This window comes from Fundidesulfovibrio sp. YSD1 (genome assembly GCF_055397115.1).
This window is the reverse complement of record NZ_AP043666.1, coordinates 3,651,944-3,670,879: the sequence shown is the minus strand read 5'-3', so window position 1 is coordinate 3,670,879 and position 18,936 is coordinate 3,651,944. Positions and strand designations below refer to the sequence as shown.

At 69.4% G+C, this 18,936-nt stretch carries 16 protein-coding genes; 11 read left to right on the top strand and 5 right to left on the bottom strand.

What is annotated here, in order from left to right; genetic code table 11:
* The first annotated feature begins 1 nt into the window (after position 1).
* A complete protein-coding gene (locus ACZ5V4_RS17035; protein ID WP_464316066.1) occupies positions 2–2,140 on the top strand; it encodes a PAS domain-containing sensor histidine kinase in 2,139 nt (712 codons plus the stop codon).
* A gap of 76 nt (positions 2,141–2,216) precedes the next feature.
* Positions 2,217–2,972, top strand: a complete 756-nt coding sequence (locus tag ACZ5V4_RS17030) for a substrate-binding periplasmic protein (RefSeq protein WP_464316065.1) — start codon at positions 2,217–2,219, stop codon at positions 2,970–2,972.
* A 12-nt stretch (positions 2,973–2,984) separates the two neighbouring features.
* On the opposite strand, the gene ACZ5V4_RS17025 is transcribed toward ACZ5V4_RS17030, so the two are convergent.
* The 5 genes from ACZ5V4_RS17025 to ACZ5V4_RS17005 form a co-directional block, all read right to left on the bottom strand.
* The gene (locus tag ACZ5V4_RS17025) at positions 2,985–5,540 is read right to left on the bottom strand and encodes a TIGR03960 family B12-binding radical SAM protein (RefSeq protein WP_464316064.1); all 2,556 of its coding nucleotides are present in this window, start codon (positions 5,538–5,540) and stop codon (positions 2,985–2,987) included.
* 148 nt (positions 5,541–5,688) lie between these two features.
* A complete protein-coding gene (locus ACZ5V4_RS17020) occupies positions 5,689–6,039 on the bottom strand; it encodes a hypothetical protein (RefSeq protein ID WP_464316063.1) in 351 nt (116 codons plus the stop codon).
* Between the two features lie 90 nt (positions 6,040–6,129).
* Complete coding sequence (locus ACZ5V4_RS17015) at positions 6,130–7,275, bottom strand: glycosyltransferase family 4 protein (RefSeq protein ID WP_464316062.1); 1,146 nt, start codon at positions 7,273–7,275, stop codon at positions 6,130–6,132.
* A gap of 22 nt (positions 7,276–7,297) precedes the next feature.
* Positions 7,298–8,158, bottom strand: coding sequence for a glycosyltransferase family 2 protein (locus tag ACZ5V4_RS17010; RefSeq protein WP_464316061.1), 861 nt, complete (start codon positions 8,156–8,158; stop codon positions 7,298–7,300).
* The gene (locus ACZ5V4_RS17005) at positions 8,158–9,801 is read right to left on the bottom strand and encodes a glycosyltransferase family 4 protein (protein WP_464316060.1); all 1,644 of its coding nucleotides are present in this window, start codon (positions 9,799–9,801) and stop codon (positions 8,158–8,160) included. The genes ACZ5V4_RS17010 and ACZ5V4_RS17005 overlap by 1 nt, the downstream gene beginning before the upstream one ends.
* A 125-nt stretch (positions 9,802–9,926) precedes the next feature.
* Here ACZ5V4_RS17005 and ACZ5V4_RS17000 point away from each other — a divergent pair, with 125 nt between their 5' ends.
* From ACZ5V4_RS17000 to ACZ5V4_RS16960, 9 genes are all read left to right on the top strand, one after another.
* A complete protein-coding gene (locus ACZ5V4_RS17000) occupies positions 9,927–11,072 on the top strand; it encodes a glycosyltransferase family 4 protein (RefSeq protein ID WP_464316059.1) in 1,146 nt (381 codons plus the stop codon).
* A gap of 7 nt (positions 11,073–11,079) precedes the next feature.
* On the top strand, positions 11,080–11,931 hold the full coding sequence (locus ACZ5V4_RS16995) for a glycosyltransferase family 2 protein (RefSeq protein ID WP_464316058.1): 852 nt from the start codon (positions 11,080–11,082) through the stop codon (positions 11,929–11,931).
* Positions 11,931–12,485: a hypothetical protein gene (locus ACZ5V4_RS16990; RefSeq protein ID WP_464316057.1), complete on the top strand. Its 555-nt coding sequence runs from the start codon at positions 11,931–11,933 to the stop codon at positions 12,483–12,485. The genes ACZ5V4_RS16995 and ACZ5V4_RS16990 overlap by 1 nt, the downstream gene beginning before the upstream one ends.
* Positions 12,486–12,656: 171 nt before the next feature.
* Entirely contained in the window at positions 12,657–13,757 is a 1,101-nt protein-coding gene (locus ACZ5V4_RS16985; protein WP_464316056.1) for a glycosyltransferase family 4 protein, read from the top strand.
* Positions 13,758–13,793: 36 nt separating this feature from the next.
* Entirely contained in the window at positions 13,794–14,486 is a 693-nt protein-coding gene (locus ACZ5V4_RS16980) for an ATP-binding cassette domain-containing protein (RefSeq protein WP_464316055.1), read from the top strand.
* Complete coding sequence (locus tag ACZ5V4_RS16975) at positions 14,483–15,286, top strand: ABC transporter ATP-binding protein (protein WP_464316054.1); 804 nt, start codon at positions 14,483–14,485, stop codon at positions 15,284–15,286. The genes ACZ5V4_RS16980 and ACZ5V4_RS16975 overlap by 4 nt, the downstream gene beginning before the upstream one ends.
* A 77-nt stretch (positions 15,287–15,363) precedes the next feature.
* Positions 15,364–16,827 (top strand): methyl-accepting chemotaxis protein, encoded by a 1,464-nt coding sequence (locus tag ACZ5V4_RS16970; protein WP_464316053.1) that lies wholly within the window; start codon positions 15,364–15,366, stop codon positions 16,825–16,827.
* Positions 16,828–16,919: 92 nt separating this feature from the next.
* Positions 16,920–17,681 (top strand): ABC transporter ATP-binding protein, encoded by a 762-nt coding sequence (locus tag ACZ5V4_RS16965; RefSeq protein WP_464316052.1) that lies wholly within the window; start codon positions 16,920–16,922, stop codon positions 17,679–17,681.
* A gap of 69 nt (positions 17,682–17,750) precedes the next feature.
* The gene (locus ACZ5V4_RS16960) at positions 17,751–18,878 is read left to right on the top strand and encodes a branched-chain amino acid ABC transporter substrate-binding protein (RefSeq protein ID WP_464316051.1); all 1,128 of its coding nucleotides are present in this window, start codon (positions 17,751–17,753) and stop codon (positions 18,876–18,878) included.
* Positions 18,879–18,936 lie beyond the last annotated feature (58 nt).

The following is an 18,936-nucleotide window of genomic DNA, read 5'->3' as shown; positions in this document are numbered from 1 at the left end:
TATGCTCTCGTCGGTTTCGGCGCAGCTGGGGTCGAGCCTGGCCCTGCCCCTGTGGAACTTCCAGGACGACCAGGCCAGCAAGATCATCGAGAACGCCTTCAACGACAAATCCGTGGTGGCGGTCGTCGCGCGCGACACCATCACCCAGCGCGTGGTGGCGGGGCGCCTGCGGCTGTCGGACGGCTCGCTGACCGCGACGGAGGTGCCCCCCGGCGCGCCGGACCTCATCGAGAAGCGTAGCGCCATCGCCTTCAACTCCCGCGACATCGGGGAGGTGAGCGTCTGGGGCACGGCGGCCCACGTGCGCGAGGCCATGAAGGCGGCCCTGTACAGGCTGGCCTTCGGCATCGCGCTCCTCAACGCGGCGCTGGTGGCCATGCTCTCGCTGGTGCTGAACAGGATGGTGGTCAAGCCGCTCAAGGCCGTGGAGACGTACGCCCTGGCCGTGAGCTCCCGCGAGGACGCCGACGCCCGCGTGCCCAGCGGGTTCTTCCTGCGCGAGATGGAGAACCTGCGCGACTCCATCGTGATCATGGTGGGCAGGCTTAAACAGCGCTACCTGCAGCTCGAGCGGTCCCAGACGGGGCTCGCCGAGGCCGAGGCCCGCTACCGCAACCTCTACGAGAACGCCCTGGCGGGCATCTACCGCTGCACGCCCGGCGGGCGCTTCCTCTCGGCCAACTCCGCCATGGCCCGCATCCTGGGCTACGACACCCAGGCGGACCTGCTCAGGGCCGTGCAGACCATCGACGGCCAGGTCTTCGTGAAGGACGCCGCCATGGAGCGCTACCGCGAGCTGATGGCCAACCGGGGCGAGGCCTCCAGGCTGACCGTGCGCTTCAAGCGCGCCGACGGGGACGTGCGCCTGGGGCTCCTGCACTCCAGGGCCACCTTCGGCGAGGACGGCCAGCCCGAGTATTTCGACGGCATGCTCGAGGACATCACGGACCGCACCCGCGCCGAGGAGCGCCTGCGCGAGGCCCACGGCTTCATCCAGAACATCCTGGACTCCATGCCCTCCATGATGATCGGCATCGACGACGCCATGCGCGTCACCCACGTCAACGCCCCCGCGGCCGCCGCCATGGGCCTCTCCCACGACGAGGTCATCGGCCGCAAGCTCACCGCCGTGATGCCCAGGCTCTCCTCCAGCGTGGAGGCCGTGCGCGGGGCCCTGAACGGCGCGCGCCCGGCCGCGCTGAACAACCGCTCCTACATGCGCGACGGCCAGCTGCGCCACGAGAACGTGCTGGTGTTTCCGGTGGTCCAGAACGGCATCCCCGGGGCGGTCATCCGCATCGACGACGTGACCGACCAGGCCCGCATGGAGGAGCTCATCCTCCAGACCGAGAAGATGATGTCGCTGGGCGGCCTGGCCGCTGGCATGGCCCACGAGATCAACAACCCCCTGGCGGGCATCCTCCAGGGCGTGCAGAACATCCAGCGGCGTATCTCGCCGGACCTGCCCGCCAACGCGGCCGCGGCGAAGGAGTCCGGCTGCGAGCTCGCGAGCGTGGTGAACTACCTGGAGCGCCGCGAGATACTGGAGTTCCTGGGGGGCATCCGCGAGTCGGGCCAGCGCGCGGCCAAGATCGTCAGCAACATGCTCACGTTCACCCGCAGGGCGCAGGCCTCCTCCGTGGAGGTGAAGCTGGACGAACTGCTGGACAGGGGCGTGGAACTCGCCTCCACCGACTACGACCTCAAGAAGAAATACGACTTCAAGCTCATCGAGATCGTGCGCGAGTACGAGTCGGACATGCCCCCGGTCTTCTGCTACCCCATGGAGATCGAGCAGGTGGTGCTGAACATCCTGCGCAACGCGGCCCAGGCCATGTACTCGGTGGAGGAGCCGAAGAAGCGCCCGCGCATCGTGCTCAGGCTCCACCGCCAGGAGGGCATGGCCGTGATCGAGATCGAGGACAACGGCCCGGGGCTCGAGGAGAAGGACCGCCTGCGCGTGTTCGACCCCTTCTTCACCACGAAGAAGCCCGGCGAGGGCACCGGGCTCGGGCTGTCGGTCTCCTACTTCATCGTCAGCCGCAACCACGGCGGCACCATCCACGTGGAATCAGGGCCGGGCAAGGGCGCGCGCTTCGTGATCAAGCTGCCCCTGGCGGCAAGGGGAGCCGTGGCCTAGGCGGCCCAGGCGGGCCTCATTTTCGGAAACCGGGGCTCGCGCGGCCCCGCTTCGTTCAAGGGAGCATGGTCAAGAAATGCGGTTTTCGTTCCAGACCGCCATCCTCGCCGCCGCGCTGTGCGCGCTGGCGGCCTTCCCCGGCGCGGCACGGGCCCAGAACGCCCTGACGGTGCTCACCGAGGAGTTCCCTCCCTACAACTTCACCGAGAACGGGCAGTTGCGCGGCATCAGCACGGACGTGCTCCGGCTCGTGCTCGAGGATTCGGGGATTCGCGCCGGCGGGGAAATCCAGGTATTGCCCTGGGCCAGGGCCTACTCCTACGCCCAGGCGCACCGGGGGGCGCTGCTTTTCTCCGTGACGCGCACGCGCGAGCGCGAAGCGCTCTTCAAGTGGGTGGGGCCCGTGGCGCCCAACCGCAACGCGCTGATCGCCAGGAAGGGCCGGGGCATCCACCTCGCCTCGGCTGCGGAGATATTCAGCTACAGGATCGGCGCGATCCGGGACGACGCGGGCGCGCAACTGCTTTTGGCCATGGGCTACGCGAACCGGGACCTGGACGTCTCCCCGGACGCGCTCTCGAACCTGCTCAAGCTCGAAAGCGGGCGCATCGACCTCTTCGCCTATCCCGAGGCGGTGTTCCGCTGGGTCGCGGCGAGAAACGGCCGAAACCCCGACGACTACGAGACGGCCTTCGTGCTCCACGAGGGCCACGTCTACTTCGCCTTGAACAAGGACACGCCCGACGAGGCCGTGGCCAGGCTCCAGCATTCGCTGGACAAGCTCAAGGCCGAGGGCCGCGTGCAGGCCGTGATCGACTCCTACCTACGCTAGCAGGCACACTCCTCAGGCGAAGATCTGGCGCAGCTTGGTCAGGCTGAAGTCCTTGAGCGAGAGCCCCTCGTTCACCGCGCCCACGAGTTTGAGCGGGCTGGCGTAGCGGTTGTCCCGCCAGTCGAAGGTCACGGCCAGCTCCAGCGCGGAGCGCTCCGTCATTTCCACCACCAGGGGCCGTATGTCCACGCTGCGGCTGCCGCGCTTGGTCACGGACAGCCAGGGGTGGCTCGCGCTCGCCATGAACTCGCGCCACTGCCCCACCCGCCTGGCGGCCTCATCCTCGGGCAGCAGATAGGTGAGCAGGAACTGCTCGCTCACGGGCTGGGGCACCTTCTTGCCGGGGCCGAGCCCCTCCACGCGAAGCACCCGCAAGCCCTCGGGCAGGGCCGCGCCCAGGCGCGAGGCGATGGACTCGGGCGAGGCGGCCTCGCGCAAAAAGAGCGCGAACCACTCCTCCAGGCTCTCCACGCCCACGGGCAAAGCCCAGCCGAAGGAGATGAGCGGCATGGGGTGGAACCCCTCCGAGAACGAAGGCTTGAGCCCGGAACGGCGAAGCGCGCGCTCCAGGACGCTCGCCAGCTCCAGCTGGCTCAGGAACGCGGCCGGGCCGGTCTTGGAGAACCAGATGCGGAAGTGCCCGGCCTTGCGGGTGATCTCCTCGCGGGCTTTGGGCGGGGCGTTCAGCATGCCGGGGTCCGGGGCCTGCCCCGCCTCGGCCTCCCGAAGCGACGCCGCCCACTCCGGCTCGGGCAGGTTCACCCTGGGGCGCACGCCGGAAGCGGAGATCTCGGGCTTGTTGCACAGCTCGGAACACGCGCCGCACTGCATGCAGTCGCCGAAGCGGCAGTCGGCCGTGTACTTCCCGCTCAGGGCGCGCTTGCGCTCGCTTTGCAAGAACGCCTTGGAGACGCCGCAGCGCAGGTTGTCCCACGGCAGGGGCGCGTCCGGATCGCGGGCGCGGAGCCAGCTTCCGGCGTCGATGCCGCACTCCTCGAAGGCCTTGAGCCAGGGCTCCAGTTCGAGCATGTCCACCCAGCTGGAAAAGAGCGCCCCGAGGCGGTAGGCCCGCTCCACGGCCGGGGCCAGGGCGCGCCCGCCGCGCGAGAACACCCCTTCGAGCCAGCTCATGCGCGGCTCGTGCCACTTGAGCGAGATGCGCTTGTGCGGAGCGATGGCCGCCTTGACCAGGGCCAGGCGGCGCTCTGTCTCCTCGCGCCCGATCTGCTCCTCCCACTGGAAGGGCGTGTGCGGCTTGGGCACGAAGGTGGACACGGACACGGTGACGCCCAGGCGCTTGGCCCCTGGCGGTGCGCAGCGCAGCACCTTCACGGCCAGGTCGGCTATGGCGGTGACGTCCTCGTCGGTCTCGGTGGGCAGGCCGATCATGAAGTAGAGCTTGATGGACTGCCAGCCCGAGGCGAAAAGCCTGGTGGCGTGGCCCAGCACGTCCTCTTCGGTGATGCCCTTGTTGATCACGGCGCGAAGCCTTGCGCTGCCAGCCTCCGGGGCGACGGTGGCTCCCGTGCGGCGCAGCTTGGCCATGAGCGAAAGCATCCTGGGCGTGAGCGTGCCCGCGCGCAGGGACGGCAGGCTGATGGCCACCTGGTCCGCCAGGCAGCGCGAGGCGGACTGCTCGAAGAGGCTCTCCAGGGCGGAAAAGTCGCCCGTGGACAGGGACAGGAAGGAGAGCTCCTCGTAGCCCGAGGCGGCGAGCCCCTTGTCCGCCAGCTCCGCGAGTTTCGGCAGGCTGCGCTCGCGCACGGGGCGGTAGATCATGCCCGCCTGGCAGAAGCGGCAGCCGCGCGTGCAGCCGCGCGCGATCTCCAGGCTCATGCGGTCGTGCACGGCCTGGCCGCAGGACACGGCCGGAAGAAGCGGGAAGGGCGCGTCGTCCAGGTTGGCCACGACGGCCTTCTCGACCTTCTCGTACCCCTGCGCCAGGGGCTGGCCGTTCTCGCCGAAGAACGACGGCACGTACACGCCCGGCGAATCCTTGAGCACCGACAGAAGCTCCGCGCGCGAAAGCCCCTTCTCCCTGGCCTGGGCGATGGCCTCCAGCACGCGCGGCAGGGCCTCTTCTCCGTCGCCCAGGACCATGGCGTCCAGGAACTCCGCGATGGGCTCCGCGTTGAAGGCGCAGCCTCCGCCCGCCAGCACCAGCGGGTGCGACCCGTCGCGCTCGGCCGCGCGAAGCGGCAGCCCTGCCAGGTCCAGCATGTAGAGCACGTTGGTGTAGCAGAGCTCGTGGGTCAGGTGGAAGGCCACGGCGTCCAGCTGGCGGAGCGGCGTGCCGGATTCCAGCGTGCACAGCTCCGCGCCGTGCTCGCGCATGACGGCGGCGGCCTCCAGGGACGGGGCGTAGACGCGCTCGGCCCAGAACTCCTCGCGGCGGTTGACCGCCTCGGAGAGGATCTTCTGGCCCAGATAGCTCATGCCGACCTCGTAGAGGTCCGGGAAGGCCAGCGCGACGCGGGCGGAGACCGAGGCGGGGTCCTTGCGGACCGCGCCCCACTCGGCTCCGGCGTAATGGCTGGGCCTGGGGAGAAGGCGCAGGATGTGACGCATGGATTTGAAAATGCATCGGCCGGGAGCGTCGCCCAGGGACCCGCTCCGCCCTTTCGGGCGGCCCGTTTCCGCTCGGGGCGTGCCGTCCGCGCGGCTGCGCGAGCGGCACGGCGCTTCCGGCCGGTCTGCTGTTTCGGCCTTGGGCCGGTTATTTCAGGATCAGGCCCGAGCCGCTCTTGCCGGAGGCCGCGCCCATGCGGTTGAGCGCGCTCAGGTCGCGGGCCGAGGAGATGGTCAGGTTCGAGGTGGCCTCGATGTACTTGTTCTTGAGCTCCTCGGGGAAGCTCTTGAAGACGTAGAGGATGTGCTCGGCCTTGATCTCGCCGCCGATCTCGGTCTCGAAGGGGTAGCCGAAGGGCAGGAGCACCATCTGCACGCCCTGCTGGGTGGGGATGGTCTGGAGGATGGCCAGGTCCTTGAGGCCCTGGGTTTCCTCGTCGAACTTGCCGAGAACGGTCTCGCCGTTGATGAGCTTCACCAGGCGGATGTCGTAGGCCATATGATGTCTCCTTTGGAGTGCGGTTCTTTGGGTGGGAAGACGGGCTTAGTTATGTTCGGGGGCCTGTCGTGTCAAGGCGAAGCGCGGATTTCAGCCGCTCCCCACCCCGGCCAGCCCGGGCAGGGACAGGGCCGCCTCGTAGCCCGAAAGGGCCACCCTGGCGGCGGCCTCCCAGGTGAAGAGCGCCGAGCGGGCGAGCCCCGCGTCGCGAAGCCCGGCGCGAAGCCCGGCGTCCGCCTCCAGGCGCCCCATGGCCGCCGCGATGGCGGGGGCGTCCCCAGGGGCCACCAGCAGGGCCGCGTCCCCGGCCACCTCCGGCAGGCTGGACACATTGGAGGTGATCACCGGCGCGCCCAGGCTCATGGCCTCGAGCACGGGCAGGCCGAAGCCCTCGAAGAGCGAGGGGTACACGAAGCCCAGGCAGTTGGCGTAGAGCCAGGCAAGCTCGGCGTCGTCCACGTAGCCCGTGAGCTTCACGCGCCCCGAGAGACCCAGGTCGGCGAGCTTTCCGGCCACGTCGTCCATGAGCCAGCCGCGCCCGCCCGCCAGCACCAGGGGGGTTGTCCCTGGCAGCCCGGCCATGGCCTCGAAAAGGCGCTCCTGGTTCTTGCGCGGCTCGATGGTGCCTACGCTGAGCCAGTATGAACCGGGCTCGAGGCCCGCCAGGCGCGCGGGGGGGCGCATGGGGCTCGACTGCCCGAAACGGCTGGCCAGGTGCATCACGGCCGTGCGCTCGCGCGGATAGTGCGGGTAGACCCGCAGGAAATGTTCAAGCGTAGCTTGAGAGATCGAGAGGATGAAGTCCGCCCGCAAACTGGCCCCGAACACCCCCTCCAGGCAGCCCGTGCGGTTCTGTTCGGTGGTCCACTGGGGGTTCTCCATGAAGGAGAGGTCGTAGAGCGTATAGACCAGCCGGGCTTTTTTCAGCCCCACGGGGCAGAAGAAGTTGTTGGAGTGCACGATGTCCGGGCTGCCCAGCCGGGCCTCGAAATCCGGGGGCGGATTGCGCCAGAAGCGCTTGGAGCGCTCGAACCACTTGAACGTCGGCCCCAGGCGCGCGCCCTCGCCGGGACGCGCGCAAGCGCGGGGATTCGGCTCCCAGTAGAGGTCGCCGAAGTGCGGGTAGAACACGAAGCGCGCGCCGAGCCCGGCCAGGGCGTGCGCCAGTCCGTGGGCCAGGTAGCCGCACCCGGCCTTGCCCGCCCCGGTCTGGCTGACGTCGAAGCCCACCAGCACGGCTAGTAGCTCCCGGCGCGGCTCATCGGGGCCGTCCCATCCAGCCCTTCACCGTGGCCCACAGCGAGCGCGACACGCCCTTGTTCCACCACAGCGAAGCTCCCAGCGAGGCCGCCGCGATGAGCGCCACGGTGTAGCGTTTGGCCGGGTCGAAGCCCATCTTGTCGCGCAGGAGCGTGTGCGCCCAGTTGCACAGCCAGCGGTCCGGCACGTAGCCCAGGGCGCCCGCCATCATGGAGTTGATCTCGGTGTGCACGGCCAGGCGCTGGCCCAGGGTCTTGGTGTCCGGGTAGAAGCGCGAACCCGCGAGCTTCCTCTCGATGTAGTCAAAGCGCGCCCCGCCGAGCCCCAGGCGCAGCCAGTACTCGTAGTCCATGCAGTAGCGCAGGTTCACGTCCGGCAGGCCGAAGCGCTCGATGACCCGGCGGCGGAAGAACAGCGCGGGCTGGCAGATGAAGCAGGACTCCTCCAGGCGTTCCACGTCGAAGGGCGCGCTGGGGTACTCCTCGATGAAGCGGTCGTGCTCGTCGATGTGGTCGGCCATGCCGTAGGCCACGTCGCACTCCGGATGGGCCTCGAAGTGCTCCATGACCGCTTCGAGCGCGCCGGGGCAGTACACGTCGTCGGAGTTGAGCCAGCCGATCACGTCGCCATGGGTCACTGCGATGCCCTTGTTCAGGGCGTCGGTCTGGCCCTTGTCGCGCTCGGAGACGAAGTGCAGGCGGCCTTCGTAAGGCTTGGCCACGTCGGCGGTGTCGTCGCAGCTGCCGCCGTCCATGATCACGTACTCCACGGGATAGCCCTGGGAGAGCACGGATTCGATGGTCCGGCCGATGAACCGGCCCTGGTTGAACGACGGGGTGATGACCGAAAGCGTAAGCATCAGGCGCTCCCGAGGAGGTCGAAGGTGTGCGCGCCCTCGAGCGCGAGTTTTTCGCAGACAAGCCCGGGCACGGGGCCATCCGTGCCGGAAGGTCCGAAGGCAATTTCCAGGCAGCCGCCATAGGGGCTGGCCAGGCGGCCGATCCTCAGCCTGGCCCCGGGAGCGAGCACGGCGCGCGACCCCAGGGGCTTGCCGTCCAGGCTGGCCTCGTACTCCAGGGGCTCGCCGCCGCCGTTACGGAAGACCGCCTCGATGCGCTGCCTGCCGGGGACAGGGCCGAAGGCCGCGAACACGCGCGGCGACACGGCCTCGCGGCTGACGCCCTCGCACACGGCGCTCTGGGTCTCGATTGCGCGGACGGCCTCGTCCAGGAGCTCCAGGCATTCCCTGGCCATGTCGCGGACAGCGCCCCGGCTCGCGGCGCGACGCCTGCCCCTCTCGGCGAGGTCCGTGGCGAGGCCGTCTTCGGTCGCGACGCGCTCGATGGCGGCGGCCAGGTCCTCGGGTTTGCGGTGATCGAAGAAGAGCGCGGCGTCCCCGGCCGTCTCGGCCGGGCCGGGCGCGTCCGAGCACAACACGGGCACGCCCATTAGCTGGGCCATGGCCACGGGCGCGGCGAAGCCCTCGTAGAGCGAAGGAAACACAAGGGCCAGGCTCACGGCCATGAGAGCGGAAAGCTCCGCCCCGGAAAGCCGTCCGGTGAAGGCAACGCGGTCCGAAAGCCCCATGGACTTGGCCGCCGCGTGAAGCTCGCGCGCGGCCCCGGAATCCTCCCCCGCCAGCACGAGCTTGAGCGTCGATCCGGGCTGGGACTTCGCGAAAATCCCAAGGGCCGTGAGCAGCACGCCGTGGTTCTTGAGCGCGGTGAAATCGGCGGGATAGATCAGGAATCCGCCGGGGGCCAGGCCGAAGCGGACGCATATCGCCGCCCCGTCCCGGGAGGACGCCCCCTCGGCCCCGGAAAGCCGCGCCGTCACCACGCGCACCCGCCCGGGGGGCAGGTTCGAGTGCTCAAGCGCCTCGCGGCGCACGCTCTCGGACACGCAGGCCAGGCGCGCCGAGCGCCGGACGGCGAGTTGGAAGCTCTGCTCGCGTTCGCGCAGCTCCGCCTCCTCGAAGAGGTGCGGAAAGGCCGCGTGGCCGAGCCCGTGGATCATGCTCACAAGCGGCGTGGCCTCGTGCTGGAAGCGCGGCCTGGCGAAGGGGCAGAACCAAGCGTCCACTGGCCTGCCCAGAAGCTTCAAGGGCGGGGCGGCCAGCCATTTGCCCTCGGCCTGAACCGCCTTGACGTTGGGGCCCTCCAGGCCGCGAAGCGCGCGCAGGGTTTCCGGGCCCGCGACAAGGGCGAAGGTCCAGTCCGGGGCCATGGCCGCCATGGCCTCAAGCAGGCCCAGGACGAAATCGTGCTCCGGGCCGGGCCTGAAGAACGACATGTCCACCGCCACAAGGGGCTTCTCGCCGGGCCTGCGGCCGACGGCAAGCCCGGGGGCCAGGCGGCGAAGCGCCCGTGCCGCCAGGTCCCGCCAGCGCCAGAGCCTGGCCCAGGCCATGAGCGCCCTGTCCAGCAGGGCCGGGAGCGGGGCCTCGGCGCGAAATCCCGTGGTCAGGTCGCGGATAACCGCCTTGTAGTCGTCGTTTTTCATGATGCCTTGGTTGGCGCGCCCGGCGCGTTGCGGGGGACGGGGCGCGCCTTGGCGGGCCGCCCCTCACACGAACTGACTTGCCTATTCCACAAATTTGACGCATGTCAACGCACCGGAGCCGCCCCATGCCCAAGGTCCTGCGCGTCGGCATCGACGCAAGCCCCCTCGCCTACCCCTTCCGCACCGGCATCGGCCGTTACCTGGAGTGCATCCTTCCGCACGTGATCGAGGCGTCGGAAGGCCAGGCCGTATTCACGCTGTTTGCGGGCAAGCCCCTGGTCAACCCCATCGCGCTCGACCTTGTCGAGAAGGGGCTCGTGCGCGCCGTCACCGCGCGCTTCTTCTCGCTCTACGCCTGGCAGCAGTCGGGCATGCTCCTGCAGCGGCTCGTGAACCCCCAGGACGTGTTCTTCTCGCCTGACGGGCTCTTCCCGCCGCTCATCCCGGGCAGGACCGTGGGCATGTACCACGACGTGCTCTGGCACGCCCACCCCGAGACCCTGGCCTGGCACATCCGCACCGTGTTCGGGCTGCGCCACAAGGCCGGACTCAAGCGGGCCACCCGGGCCATCACCGGCACCCAGGCCTCGCGCAACGAGATGCTGCGGGTCTTCGGCAAGGTGGCCAACAAGCTGGAGGTGCTGCCCAGCTACGGCGTGGACATGGCCCACTTCCGCCCACCGCGCGAGGACGAGGCCACCCTGGGCGAGGATTTCCGCGAACGCCACAACCTCAAGGAGGACTTCCTGCTCACCGCCGGGAACCTCCAGCCGCACAAGAACCTGGCCATCGTGCCCCAGGCGCTGGACATCCTGCGCCGCCAGGGCCGCGACATCCCGGTGCTGGCCGTGGCCGGGTTCGGCGACCAGCAGGCGCTCATAGCCGCCCTGCCCGAGGGCTTCCCCGAGGACAAGATCCGCTGCCTGGGCTACCTGCCCGAGACCGACCTGCGTCAAGCCTACCGCCTGGCCCTGGCCTACGTCTTCCCTTCGCTCTACGAGGGGTTCGGCCTGCCCGTGGCCGAGGCCCAGTCCAGCGGCGCGCCCGTGATCTACGCGGACTCCACCAGCCTGCCCGAGGTGGCCGGGGACGCGGGCCTGCCCTTCTACCCCGAATCCCCCGAGGACCTGGCCGTGCAGATCGCCAGCATCCTGGACGACCCGGACCTGCGCAAGCAGATGGTGGCCAAGGGCTTCGTCCAGTCCTCGAAGTTCCGCTGGGACCGCGCGGGCAAGACCCTGTGGCGCGTGCTCTCCGAGGCGGCCGGGTAGGTCTCGCGTGCGTCTGCCCAAGGTGACCGTGGTCACCCCCTCCTTCAACCAGGCCAAGTACCTGCGCCAGAACCTCGCGAGCGTGGCCGCCCAGAAAGGCGTGGAGGTGGAGCACATCCTCCTGGACGGCGGCTCCACGGACAACACGGTGGAGGTCGTGCGCGAGCACGGCGCCCACCTCGCCTGGTGGCGCAGTGAAAAGGATGCGGGCCAGACGGCCGCGCTCATCGAGGGATTCGAGCGCGCCAGCGGCGAGATCCTGGGCTGGATCAACTCCGACGATTTCCTCTGGGAGGAGCGCGCCCTGGAAAAGGTGGCGCGCGCCTTCGCCGAGAACCCCGACGCGGCCATGGTCTCGGGCGACACGGTGCTCACGGCCGAGGACGGCACGCCAGTGATGATGGATATGGTCTGGCGGCCGAGCGCCAGGCAGATGCGCTACAACATGGCCGTGCCGCAGCAGTCCACGTTCTGGCGCGCGCAGGCCTACCGCGCCGTGGGCGGCATCGACCCGGATTTCCGCTACTGCATGGATTTCGACCTGTTCCAGCGCATGAGCCAGGGCAGGCGGATGGTGCGCATCCCGCACATCGTGGCGGGTTTCAGGCTCCAGCCCGCCTCCAAGACAGCCACCTGGGGCGACGTGTTCGCCCGCGAGATGGCCCTGTGCCAGGGCCGCTTCGGCAAGGGCCTGGCCCACGAGGCCGCCGTGAAGGCCGTGACCATGGAAATTAGGCTTGGCGCGGTGATCGCCGAGGCCGGGGCGCTCCTCTCGGGCCGGTCCCTGCCCTGCCTGGCCAACGCCCGCCTGGAGCCCTGCCGGGCCTGGGCAAAGCGCCGCTTCGGGCTGGCGTTCTAGTGCCTCCCCTCCCCGTAAAGCTCGCCCGCTACCTGCGCGTCACTCCCGGAAGCCCGGCCCACGCCCAGGCCGCGCCGGTCTGGGCCGAGGCTCAACGGCTGGCCGACCCGCGCACTTGGTCCCAGCGCATGGACCTGGCCGAGTTCATCAAAGCCTTCGCGCCGCACGCCGCCGCCAGCCGGGATCTCTCCCGCACGCTCGAAGGCGTGACGCACGTCCAACTCATGGCCGCCACCATCGGCGGCGCCCTGGAGGAGCGCGCGGCCGCGCTTTTCTCGGGCGGCGAACCTTTCGCCGGGTACATGCTCGACCGCATGGGCTCCTACCTGGCGGAGGCGGCCATGCGTGCCCTGCACGCCTCCGCGCGCCTGGAGCGCGAAGCCCAGGGCGGGCGCGCCACCAGGCGCTACAGCCCGGGCTACGGCGATTTCACGCTCGAAGCCCAGGCGGCCTTCGTGCGCCTTTCGGCCCATGCCCTGCCGGGGCTTGGCCTCACGGCCTCGCACATGCTCCTGCCCCAGAAGAGCGTCACGGCCGTTTGCGGCCTCATTTGACGCGGGGCTTGAGCCCCACGCCCTGCCGGGGGGCCATGCCCCCTGGGCCCGCAAATGGGCTTCGCGGGTTTCACTTTCATCATGAACATGGACCGTGCGTCCCACCCGTCCTGGGGCAAACGCGCGCCTTCCCCCCTTCCCCCGCGCCCGTGTCGCGGCTATAGACCCGCCATGCGAATCGCCGTGAGCTGCCGCAGCCTGGAGTACGCCTCGGGCGGGGTGCGCGAATACCTGGTCAGCCTGCTCGGGGAGCTTCTGCGCCTGGACACCCGCAACACCTACGTGCTCCTGCACGCCCGCAAGGAGCACCTGGGGGCGTTTCCCGGCGCGGAGGAAATCTCTCTGGACTGCCCCAACCGCCTGCTCTTCGACTGGGTGAAGCTGCCCCTTGCGCTCAGGAAGCACCGCGCGGACGTGGCCTTCTTCCCCTCCTCCAACATGCCGCCCCACGTGCCCTGCAAGGCCGTGGCCGCCATGATGGACCTGGGCTACTTCCACGGCGAGTACCGCATGTACAGGCTGGCGGACACGCTCTACATGAAGCCCGCCATGGCCTGGACCGCCAGGTTGGCCGACAGGCTGGTGGCCATCTCGCAAAGCACCCGCGACGACCTGGTGCGCATCCTGGGCGTGCCCGAAGGCAAGATCACGGTGACGCACCTGGCTGCCGACGACATCTACCTCAAGCCCGTGGGCGCCGAGGCAGTCGCGGCCCTGCGCGCCCGGCACGGGCTTTCCCGGCCGTTCTTCCTCTACACCGGCAACATCTCCCCGCGCAAAAACCTTAAAGCGCTGCTTGAGTCTTTCGCGCTGGCCAAGGACCGCGTGGACGCGGACCTGGTGGTCACGGGCGGGCTCTCCTGGAGCGAATCCTGGTCCGCCTGGGTGGACTCGCTGGGCCTCGGCCCCCGGGTGCGCCGCCTGGGCTTCGTCGCGCGCGCGGACATGCCCGCGCTCTACGCCGCGGCAACGGCCTTCGTGTTCCCCTCGCTCTTCGAGGGCTTCGGCCTGCCCGTGCTGGAGGCCCAGGCCGTGGGCACGCCCGTGATCTGCTCCGACGCCACGAGCCTGCCCGAGGTGGCCGGAGACAGCGCCTACATGCTCTCCCCCCGGGACGTGCCCGGCTGGGCCAGGGCCATGGAGGAGGTGGCCGCGAGCCCGGATTTGCGCGAGAAGCTCTCGCGCCTGGGACGCGAAAACGTGCAGCGCTTCTCCTGGCGCGACACGGCCGTGAAAACCTTGGAAGCCATCGAGGCCGCCGCCCGGTCCTAGGCCTTCCGCCGCTTCGCCTCCGCCCGGGTGAGCGGAGTGAGCGAGCGCTCGGTGGTCTGGCGGCACATGTTCGTCAACGCGCTCATCCCCATCCTCACGGCCACGGGCATGCACGTGGGCGAGCTTCTGGACGCGGCCATGATCATGCAGAACCCGTCCAGCTGCTTCGACCCGGTGATGACCATCAAGGGCCACTTCAAGGAGACCCTGGCCGCCCAGGGAACAGGCTGGGGCGAAGGCCATGCCAGGGCGCTGGAGTCCCTGGCCGAAGCCGGATTCGACGATCCGGCCGCGCTCCTGCCGCTCTACCCCTTCCAGATGAGCGGGGGCATGCTCCAACGGGTGATGATCGCCCTGGCCATGCTCTCCGGGCCGCGCCTGCTCCTGGCCGACGAGCCCACGACGGACCTGGACATGCCCGCCCAGGCCAAGGTGCTCGCGCTCATCGACCGCCTGCGCTGCTCAAGGGGCCTGGGCGTGCTCCTGGTGACGCACGACCTCTCGGTGGCCGCAAGGCTCGCGGACCGTGTGGCGGTGATGCGAAACGGGCGCATCCTTGAGACCGGCCCGGTGCGCCGCATCTTCGACGCCCCAAGCCACGAGTACACCCGCACCCTGCTGGCCGCGCATTTCGAACTGCACGACGCCCTGGCTCCGCCCCGCGAGGACAGCCCGCCGGTGGCGTCCGGCGCGGCGCGGCCCGCGTGGGCCATGGAGGAGGCGTCATGAGCGTGCTGTCGGTGGAGAACGTGCGCAAGTCCTACCGCCAGGGCGGCGTGTTCGCCGGGGGAAAGCCCGTGGAGGTGCTGAAGGGCGTGAGCTTCGAACTGGCCCGGGGCGAATGCCTTGGGCTGGTGGGCAGAAGCGGCTGCGGCAAGTCCACCCTGGGGCGGCTGGCGCTGGGGCTCGAGCGGCCCGACTCGGGCGCGGTGCGCTTCAAGGGCCGCGACGTGCGCGAGATCAAAGGCAAGGACTGGCGCTATTTCAGGCGAAACGTCCAGGTGGTCTTCCAGAACTTCATCGGCGCGGTGAACCCGCGCTTAAGCGCGGGAGACATCGTGGCCGAGCCGCTGCGCAACTTCGAGGCCCTGGACGGGAAGCGCCTGGCGGCGCGCGTGGCGGAGCTTCTGGAGATGGTCGGGCTCTCGGCCGCCGACGCCCGCAAGCGCCCGGCCGCGTTCAGCGGCGGCCAGCTCCAGCGCGTCTGCATCGCCAGGGCCATGGCCCTGGGCCCCGAGGTGCTGGTGCTGGACGAGGCCGTGAGTTCCCTGGACATGCTCGTGCAGGCCCAGGTCATGGAGCTCCTGGCCAGGCTCGGGCGCGAGCGGGGCACGTCCTGCCTGTTCATCTCCCACGACCTGCGCGTGGTGGCCCGGCTCTGCTCGCGCGTGGCCGTGATGAAGGGCGGGGTGATCGTGGAGCAGGCGGCTTGCGGGTCCGGCGGCATCGGGCTTCGCGGCGACGGGTTCGCCGAGCTCTCGGAAGCGATATTGCCCGCGCGCCCGGCGCGCCGGGCCTGTGGGGGCTGAGAGGGTTTATCGCCCGGGCGATGTTTTTCGGCGGCCGGACGAGGTATCGGCTGGGCGAAAGTCCTTACGGAGTACACATGAGCGACTTCACCGCGCTGGTTGTCCGGCCCGCCGTCCCCGCCTTCTGTCTCGCCGCCGGGAGCGCCCTCCTGGCTGCGGCCGCCCTTCCGCCGGATTCCTCCCTCGCCTGGGCCGTGCGCCTGCCGCTTGGCGCGGCCGGGCTCGCGGGCTGCCTTGCCGCCTTCCTGACGGCCTCTTCCATGCTGAAAACCCTCGGGCGCGCCCTGAAGGAGTGCTCGCAGGCCCTCGGCGAGGCCCAGCGCCGTTCGGACGACTACCGCCAGGCCCTGGAGGACAGCCCCGTGCCGCTCCTGGCCTTCGACGGCTCCGGCGGGCTCCTGCTGGCCAGCCGCTCCTACAAGGCGCTCACGGGGGTGGACGCCCAGGCCCGGGCCGGAAGCTCCCTCGCCGAAGTGGCCGGGGAGGAGATCGCCGGGGCGGTGGGCAAGGCGGCCTTCCCCGAGGGAGTCACCGTGGGCGTGTCGTCCGCCGGAAAGGACGCCCTGCGCTCCCGGGTCATCGCCGCGCCGGGCTCCATGGGCCTTTTGTGCCACTTCATCCCCCTGGCCAGCCAGCGCAAGGACCTGGAGGCCTCGGAGAAGCGTAGGCAGGTGATCATGGAGACGGCCAAGCGCCTGGGCGGCCTGGCCTCGGAGCTGGACGCGTCCGCGCGCCGCTTCGAGGAGGGCGCGGCCATCCAGGTGGAGGAGGCCCGCAGGCAGAAGCGCAACACCGACTCCGTGGCCGCGGCCATGGAGGAGATGGCCGCCAGCGTGCGGGAGGTCGCCCGCAACACCCAGGCCACCTGGGAGGAGGCGCGCACGACCGGCCAGACCGCTTCCGAGGGGGCGAGCCTGGTGGACGGAACGGCCAAGGGCATCGACGAACTGCGCCAGTCCGCCAGCGGGCTCTCGCGGGACCTTGAGGCCCTCTCGCGCCAGGCGGGGGAGATCGGGCGCATAATAGGCGTGATCAACGACATCGCGGACCAGACCAACCTGCTTGCGCTCAACGCGGCCATCGAGGCCGCCCGCGCCGGGGAATCCGGCCGGGGCTTCGCCGTGGTGGCCGACGAGGTGCGCAAGCTGGCGGAGAAGACCCTGATTGCCACCAAGGACGTGCGCGCCGCAGTGGAGACCATCCGCGCGGCCTCGGCCGAGGCCGTGGCCTCCATGAACGGCACCTCCACGCAGGTGGAGGCCGCGCGGGAGCTCTCCACCGCCACGGCCCAAGCCCTGGAGCGCATCCGCCAGGACGCCTCCCGCGTGGCGGACCACACGGCCGAGATCGCTTCCGCCGCCGGGCAACAGTCCCAGGCGGCCTCGGAGATCGCCCGCAACGTGGAGGACGTGGACCGCATCGCCTCGAGCTTCGTGGAGTCCTCCGAACGCCAGGGGGAGGCGGCCTCGCGCCTGCGGGAGCTCTCCGGGGAACTCAAGGACCTGGCCCGCGCCCTGGGCCAGGACGGGCCCAAGGCCTGACGCCACCGGGACCGTCTTACAATCTTGCCAATTCGGGTACATGCGGGTAATCATCGCCGCTCACATCCATCACAAGGAGCGGTTTCACCCACATGGCCCATCTGGTGTTCGAGGACGTATCGGTCCGCTTCGGCGGCCTCCAGGCCCTCTGCGAGGTGAGCTTCGAGCTCAAGCCCGGGGAGATCCTGGGGCTCATCGGCCCCAACGGGGCGGGCAAGACCACGGTGTTCAACGTCATCACCGGGGTGTACCAGGTCAGCTCCGGCCGCGCGGCCTACGACGGCAAGGCCCTGGCCGGGACCGCGCCGCACCTGATCCTGAAGATGGGCCTGGCGCGCACCTTCCAGAACATCCGCCTCTTCCAGAACATGACCGCGCTGGAGAACGTGATGATCGCCCAGCACGGCCGCACCCGCGCCGGGGTGGTGGGCGCCATGCTGCGCACGCCCTCGCAGCGCGCCGAGGAGGCCCGCATCCGCGACAAGGCCCGCTGGGCGCTCGATTTCATGGCCCTGGGCGATCACGCCCACGAAGAGGCCCGGAACCTCCCCTACGGCCTGCAGCGCCGCCTGGAGATCGCCCGCGCCCTGGCCAGCGACCCGCAGACCATCCTGCTCGACGAGCCCGCCGCCGGGCTGAACCCCACGGAATCCGCCGCCCTCATGAAGGACATCGAGCGCATCCTGGGCCACGGCGTGAACGTGCTCATGGTGGAGCACGACATGAAGGTGGTCATGGGGCTTTGCACGCGCATCGTGGTGTTGGAGCACGGCGAGAAGATCGCCGAGGGCACCCCCTCCGAAATACGGAAAGACCAGCGGGTCATCGAGGCCTACCTCGGCACGACCCACTGATTTCAGCTACGACGCGAAGAATCTGGAGAACCAAGGGAAGTCAACAGGCAAACACGACAGGAGGACGACATGGCGAAACGGATCATCGGGCTTCTGGCCCTGGCCCTCACCCTCGTTGCCGGAGCCGCCCAGGCCGCGCCGCTCAAGATCGGCGTGCTGGCGCCCATTTCCGGCTCCTCTGCCGCCGACGGCAACGACATCGTCAAGGGCGTGAAGACCGCCGTCGAGGTCGTGAAGGCCGAGGGCGGCGTGCCCGGATTCGACGGCATCGAAGTGGAAGTGCAGGACAGCGCCTGCGATCCCCGCCAGGCCGTGGCCGGCGCCAACAAGCTGGCCAACTCCAAGGTCGCCGGCGTCATCGGCGCCTACTGCTCCTCGGCCACCATCCCGGCCTCCGAGGTGCTGAACGAAGAAAAGATCACCATGATCACCCCGGCCTCCACCAACCCCAAGGTCACCCAGCGCGGCTTCAAGTACATGTACCGCATGTGCGGCCTGGACATCCACCAGGCCGACGCCGCGGGCAAGTTCCTCAAGGATGTGCTCAAGGCCAAGACCATCTACATCGTGGACGACAAGACCACCTACTCCCAGCACCTGGCCGAGTACGTGGCCGAGGAGTCCAAGAAGATCGGCGTGAAGGTGCTGGCCCACGAGCACGTCAACGAAGGCGACATGGACTACTCCGCCATCCTGACCAAGGTGAAGGAGGCCAACCCCGACGTCTTCTACATGAGCCTGCAGAACTCCTCGTCCGGCATCCGCATGATCAAGCAGTTCCGCCAGATGGGCATCAAGGCCGCCGTGCTCTCCCAGGACGCCGTGTACCACCCGAACTTCATCAAGGAAGCCCCCGAGCAGTCCCAGGGCGTGTTCTTCACCTTCGGCTACGCCGACAAGAACGCCCCCGTGTACAAGAAGTTCCTGGACAAATACACCGCCATGCACGGCGACCCCGGCGCGTATTCGGCCTACGCGTTCGACTCCGCCTATTCCCTGCTGACCGCCATCAAGGCCGCCAAGTCCACCGACGCCGACAAGATCCGCGCCGAGATGATGAAGCTCAACATGGTGGGCGCCTCCAAGACCATCAAGTTCCAGGACAACGGCGACTCCGGGTCCAACTACGTGATCTACAAGGTCGAAGGCGACAAGTTCAAGGAATACTTCAACCCCGAGACCGGCAAGATGTTCTAGGCCCGGCCACACCTGACCAGCAGGCCGGACCGCTTTCGGGCGGTCCGGCTTTTTTTGC

Excerpts from the sequence above, each read along its gene's own strand:
- ACZ5V4_RS17035 (WP_464316066.1), top strand. The coding sequence starts at position 2 with ATGCTCTCGTCGGTTTCGGCGCAGCTGGGGTCGAGCCTGGCCCTGCCC.
- ACZ5V4_RS17030 (WP_464316065.1), top strand. The coding sequence starts at position 2,217 with ATGCGGTTTTCGTTCCAGACCGCCATCCTCGCCGCCGCGCTGTGCGCG.
- ACZ5V4_RS17025 (WP_464316064.1), bottom strand. The coding sequence starts at position 5,540 with ATGCGTCACATCCTGCGCCTTCTCCCCAGGCCCAGCCATTACGCCGGA.
- ACZ5V4_RS17020 (WP_464316063.1), bottom strand. The coding sequence starts at position 6,039 with ATGGCCTACGACATCCGCCTGGTGAAGCTCATCAACGGCGAGACCGTT.
- ACZ5V4_RS17010 (WP_464316061.1), bottom strand. The coding sequence starts at position 8,158 with ATGCTTACGCTTTCGGTCATCACCCCGTCGTTCAACCAGGGCCGGTTC.
- ACZ5V4_RS17005 (WP_464316060.1), bottom strand. The coding sequence starts at position 9,801 with ATGAAAAACGACGACTACAAGGCGGTTATCCGCGACCTGACCACGGGA.
- ACZ5V4_RS17000 (WP_464316059.1), top strand. The coding sequence starts at position 9,927 with ATGCCCAAGGTCCTGCGCGTCGGCATCGACGCAAGCCCCCTCGCCTAC.
- ACZ5V4_RS16985 (WP_464316056.1), top strand. The coding sequence starts at position 12,657 with ATGCGAATCGCCGTGAGCTGCCGCAGCCTGGAGTACGCCTCGGGCGGG.
- ACZ5V4_RS16975 (WP_464316054.1), top strand. The coding sequence starts at position 14,483 with ATGAGCGTGCTGTCGGTGGAGAACGTGCGCAAGTCCTACCGCCAGGGC.
- ACZ5V4_RS16970 (WP_464316053.1), top strand. The coding sequence starts at position 15,364 with ATGAGCGACTTCACCGCGCTGGTTGTCCGGCCCGCCGTCCCCGCCTTC.
- ACZ5V4_RS16965 (WP_464316052.1), top strand. The coding sequence starts at position 16,920 with ATGGCCCATCTGGTGTTCGAGGACGTATCGGTCCGCTTCGGCGGCCTC.
- ACZ5V4_RS16960 (WP_464316051.1), top strand. The coding sequence starts at position 17,751 with ATGGCGAAACGGATCATCGGGCTTCTGGCCCTGGCCCTCACCCTCGTT.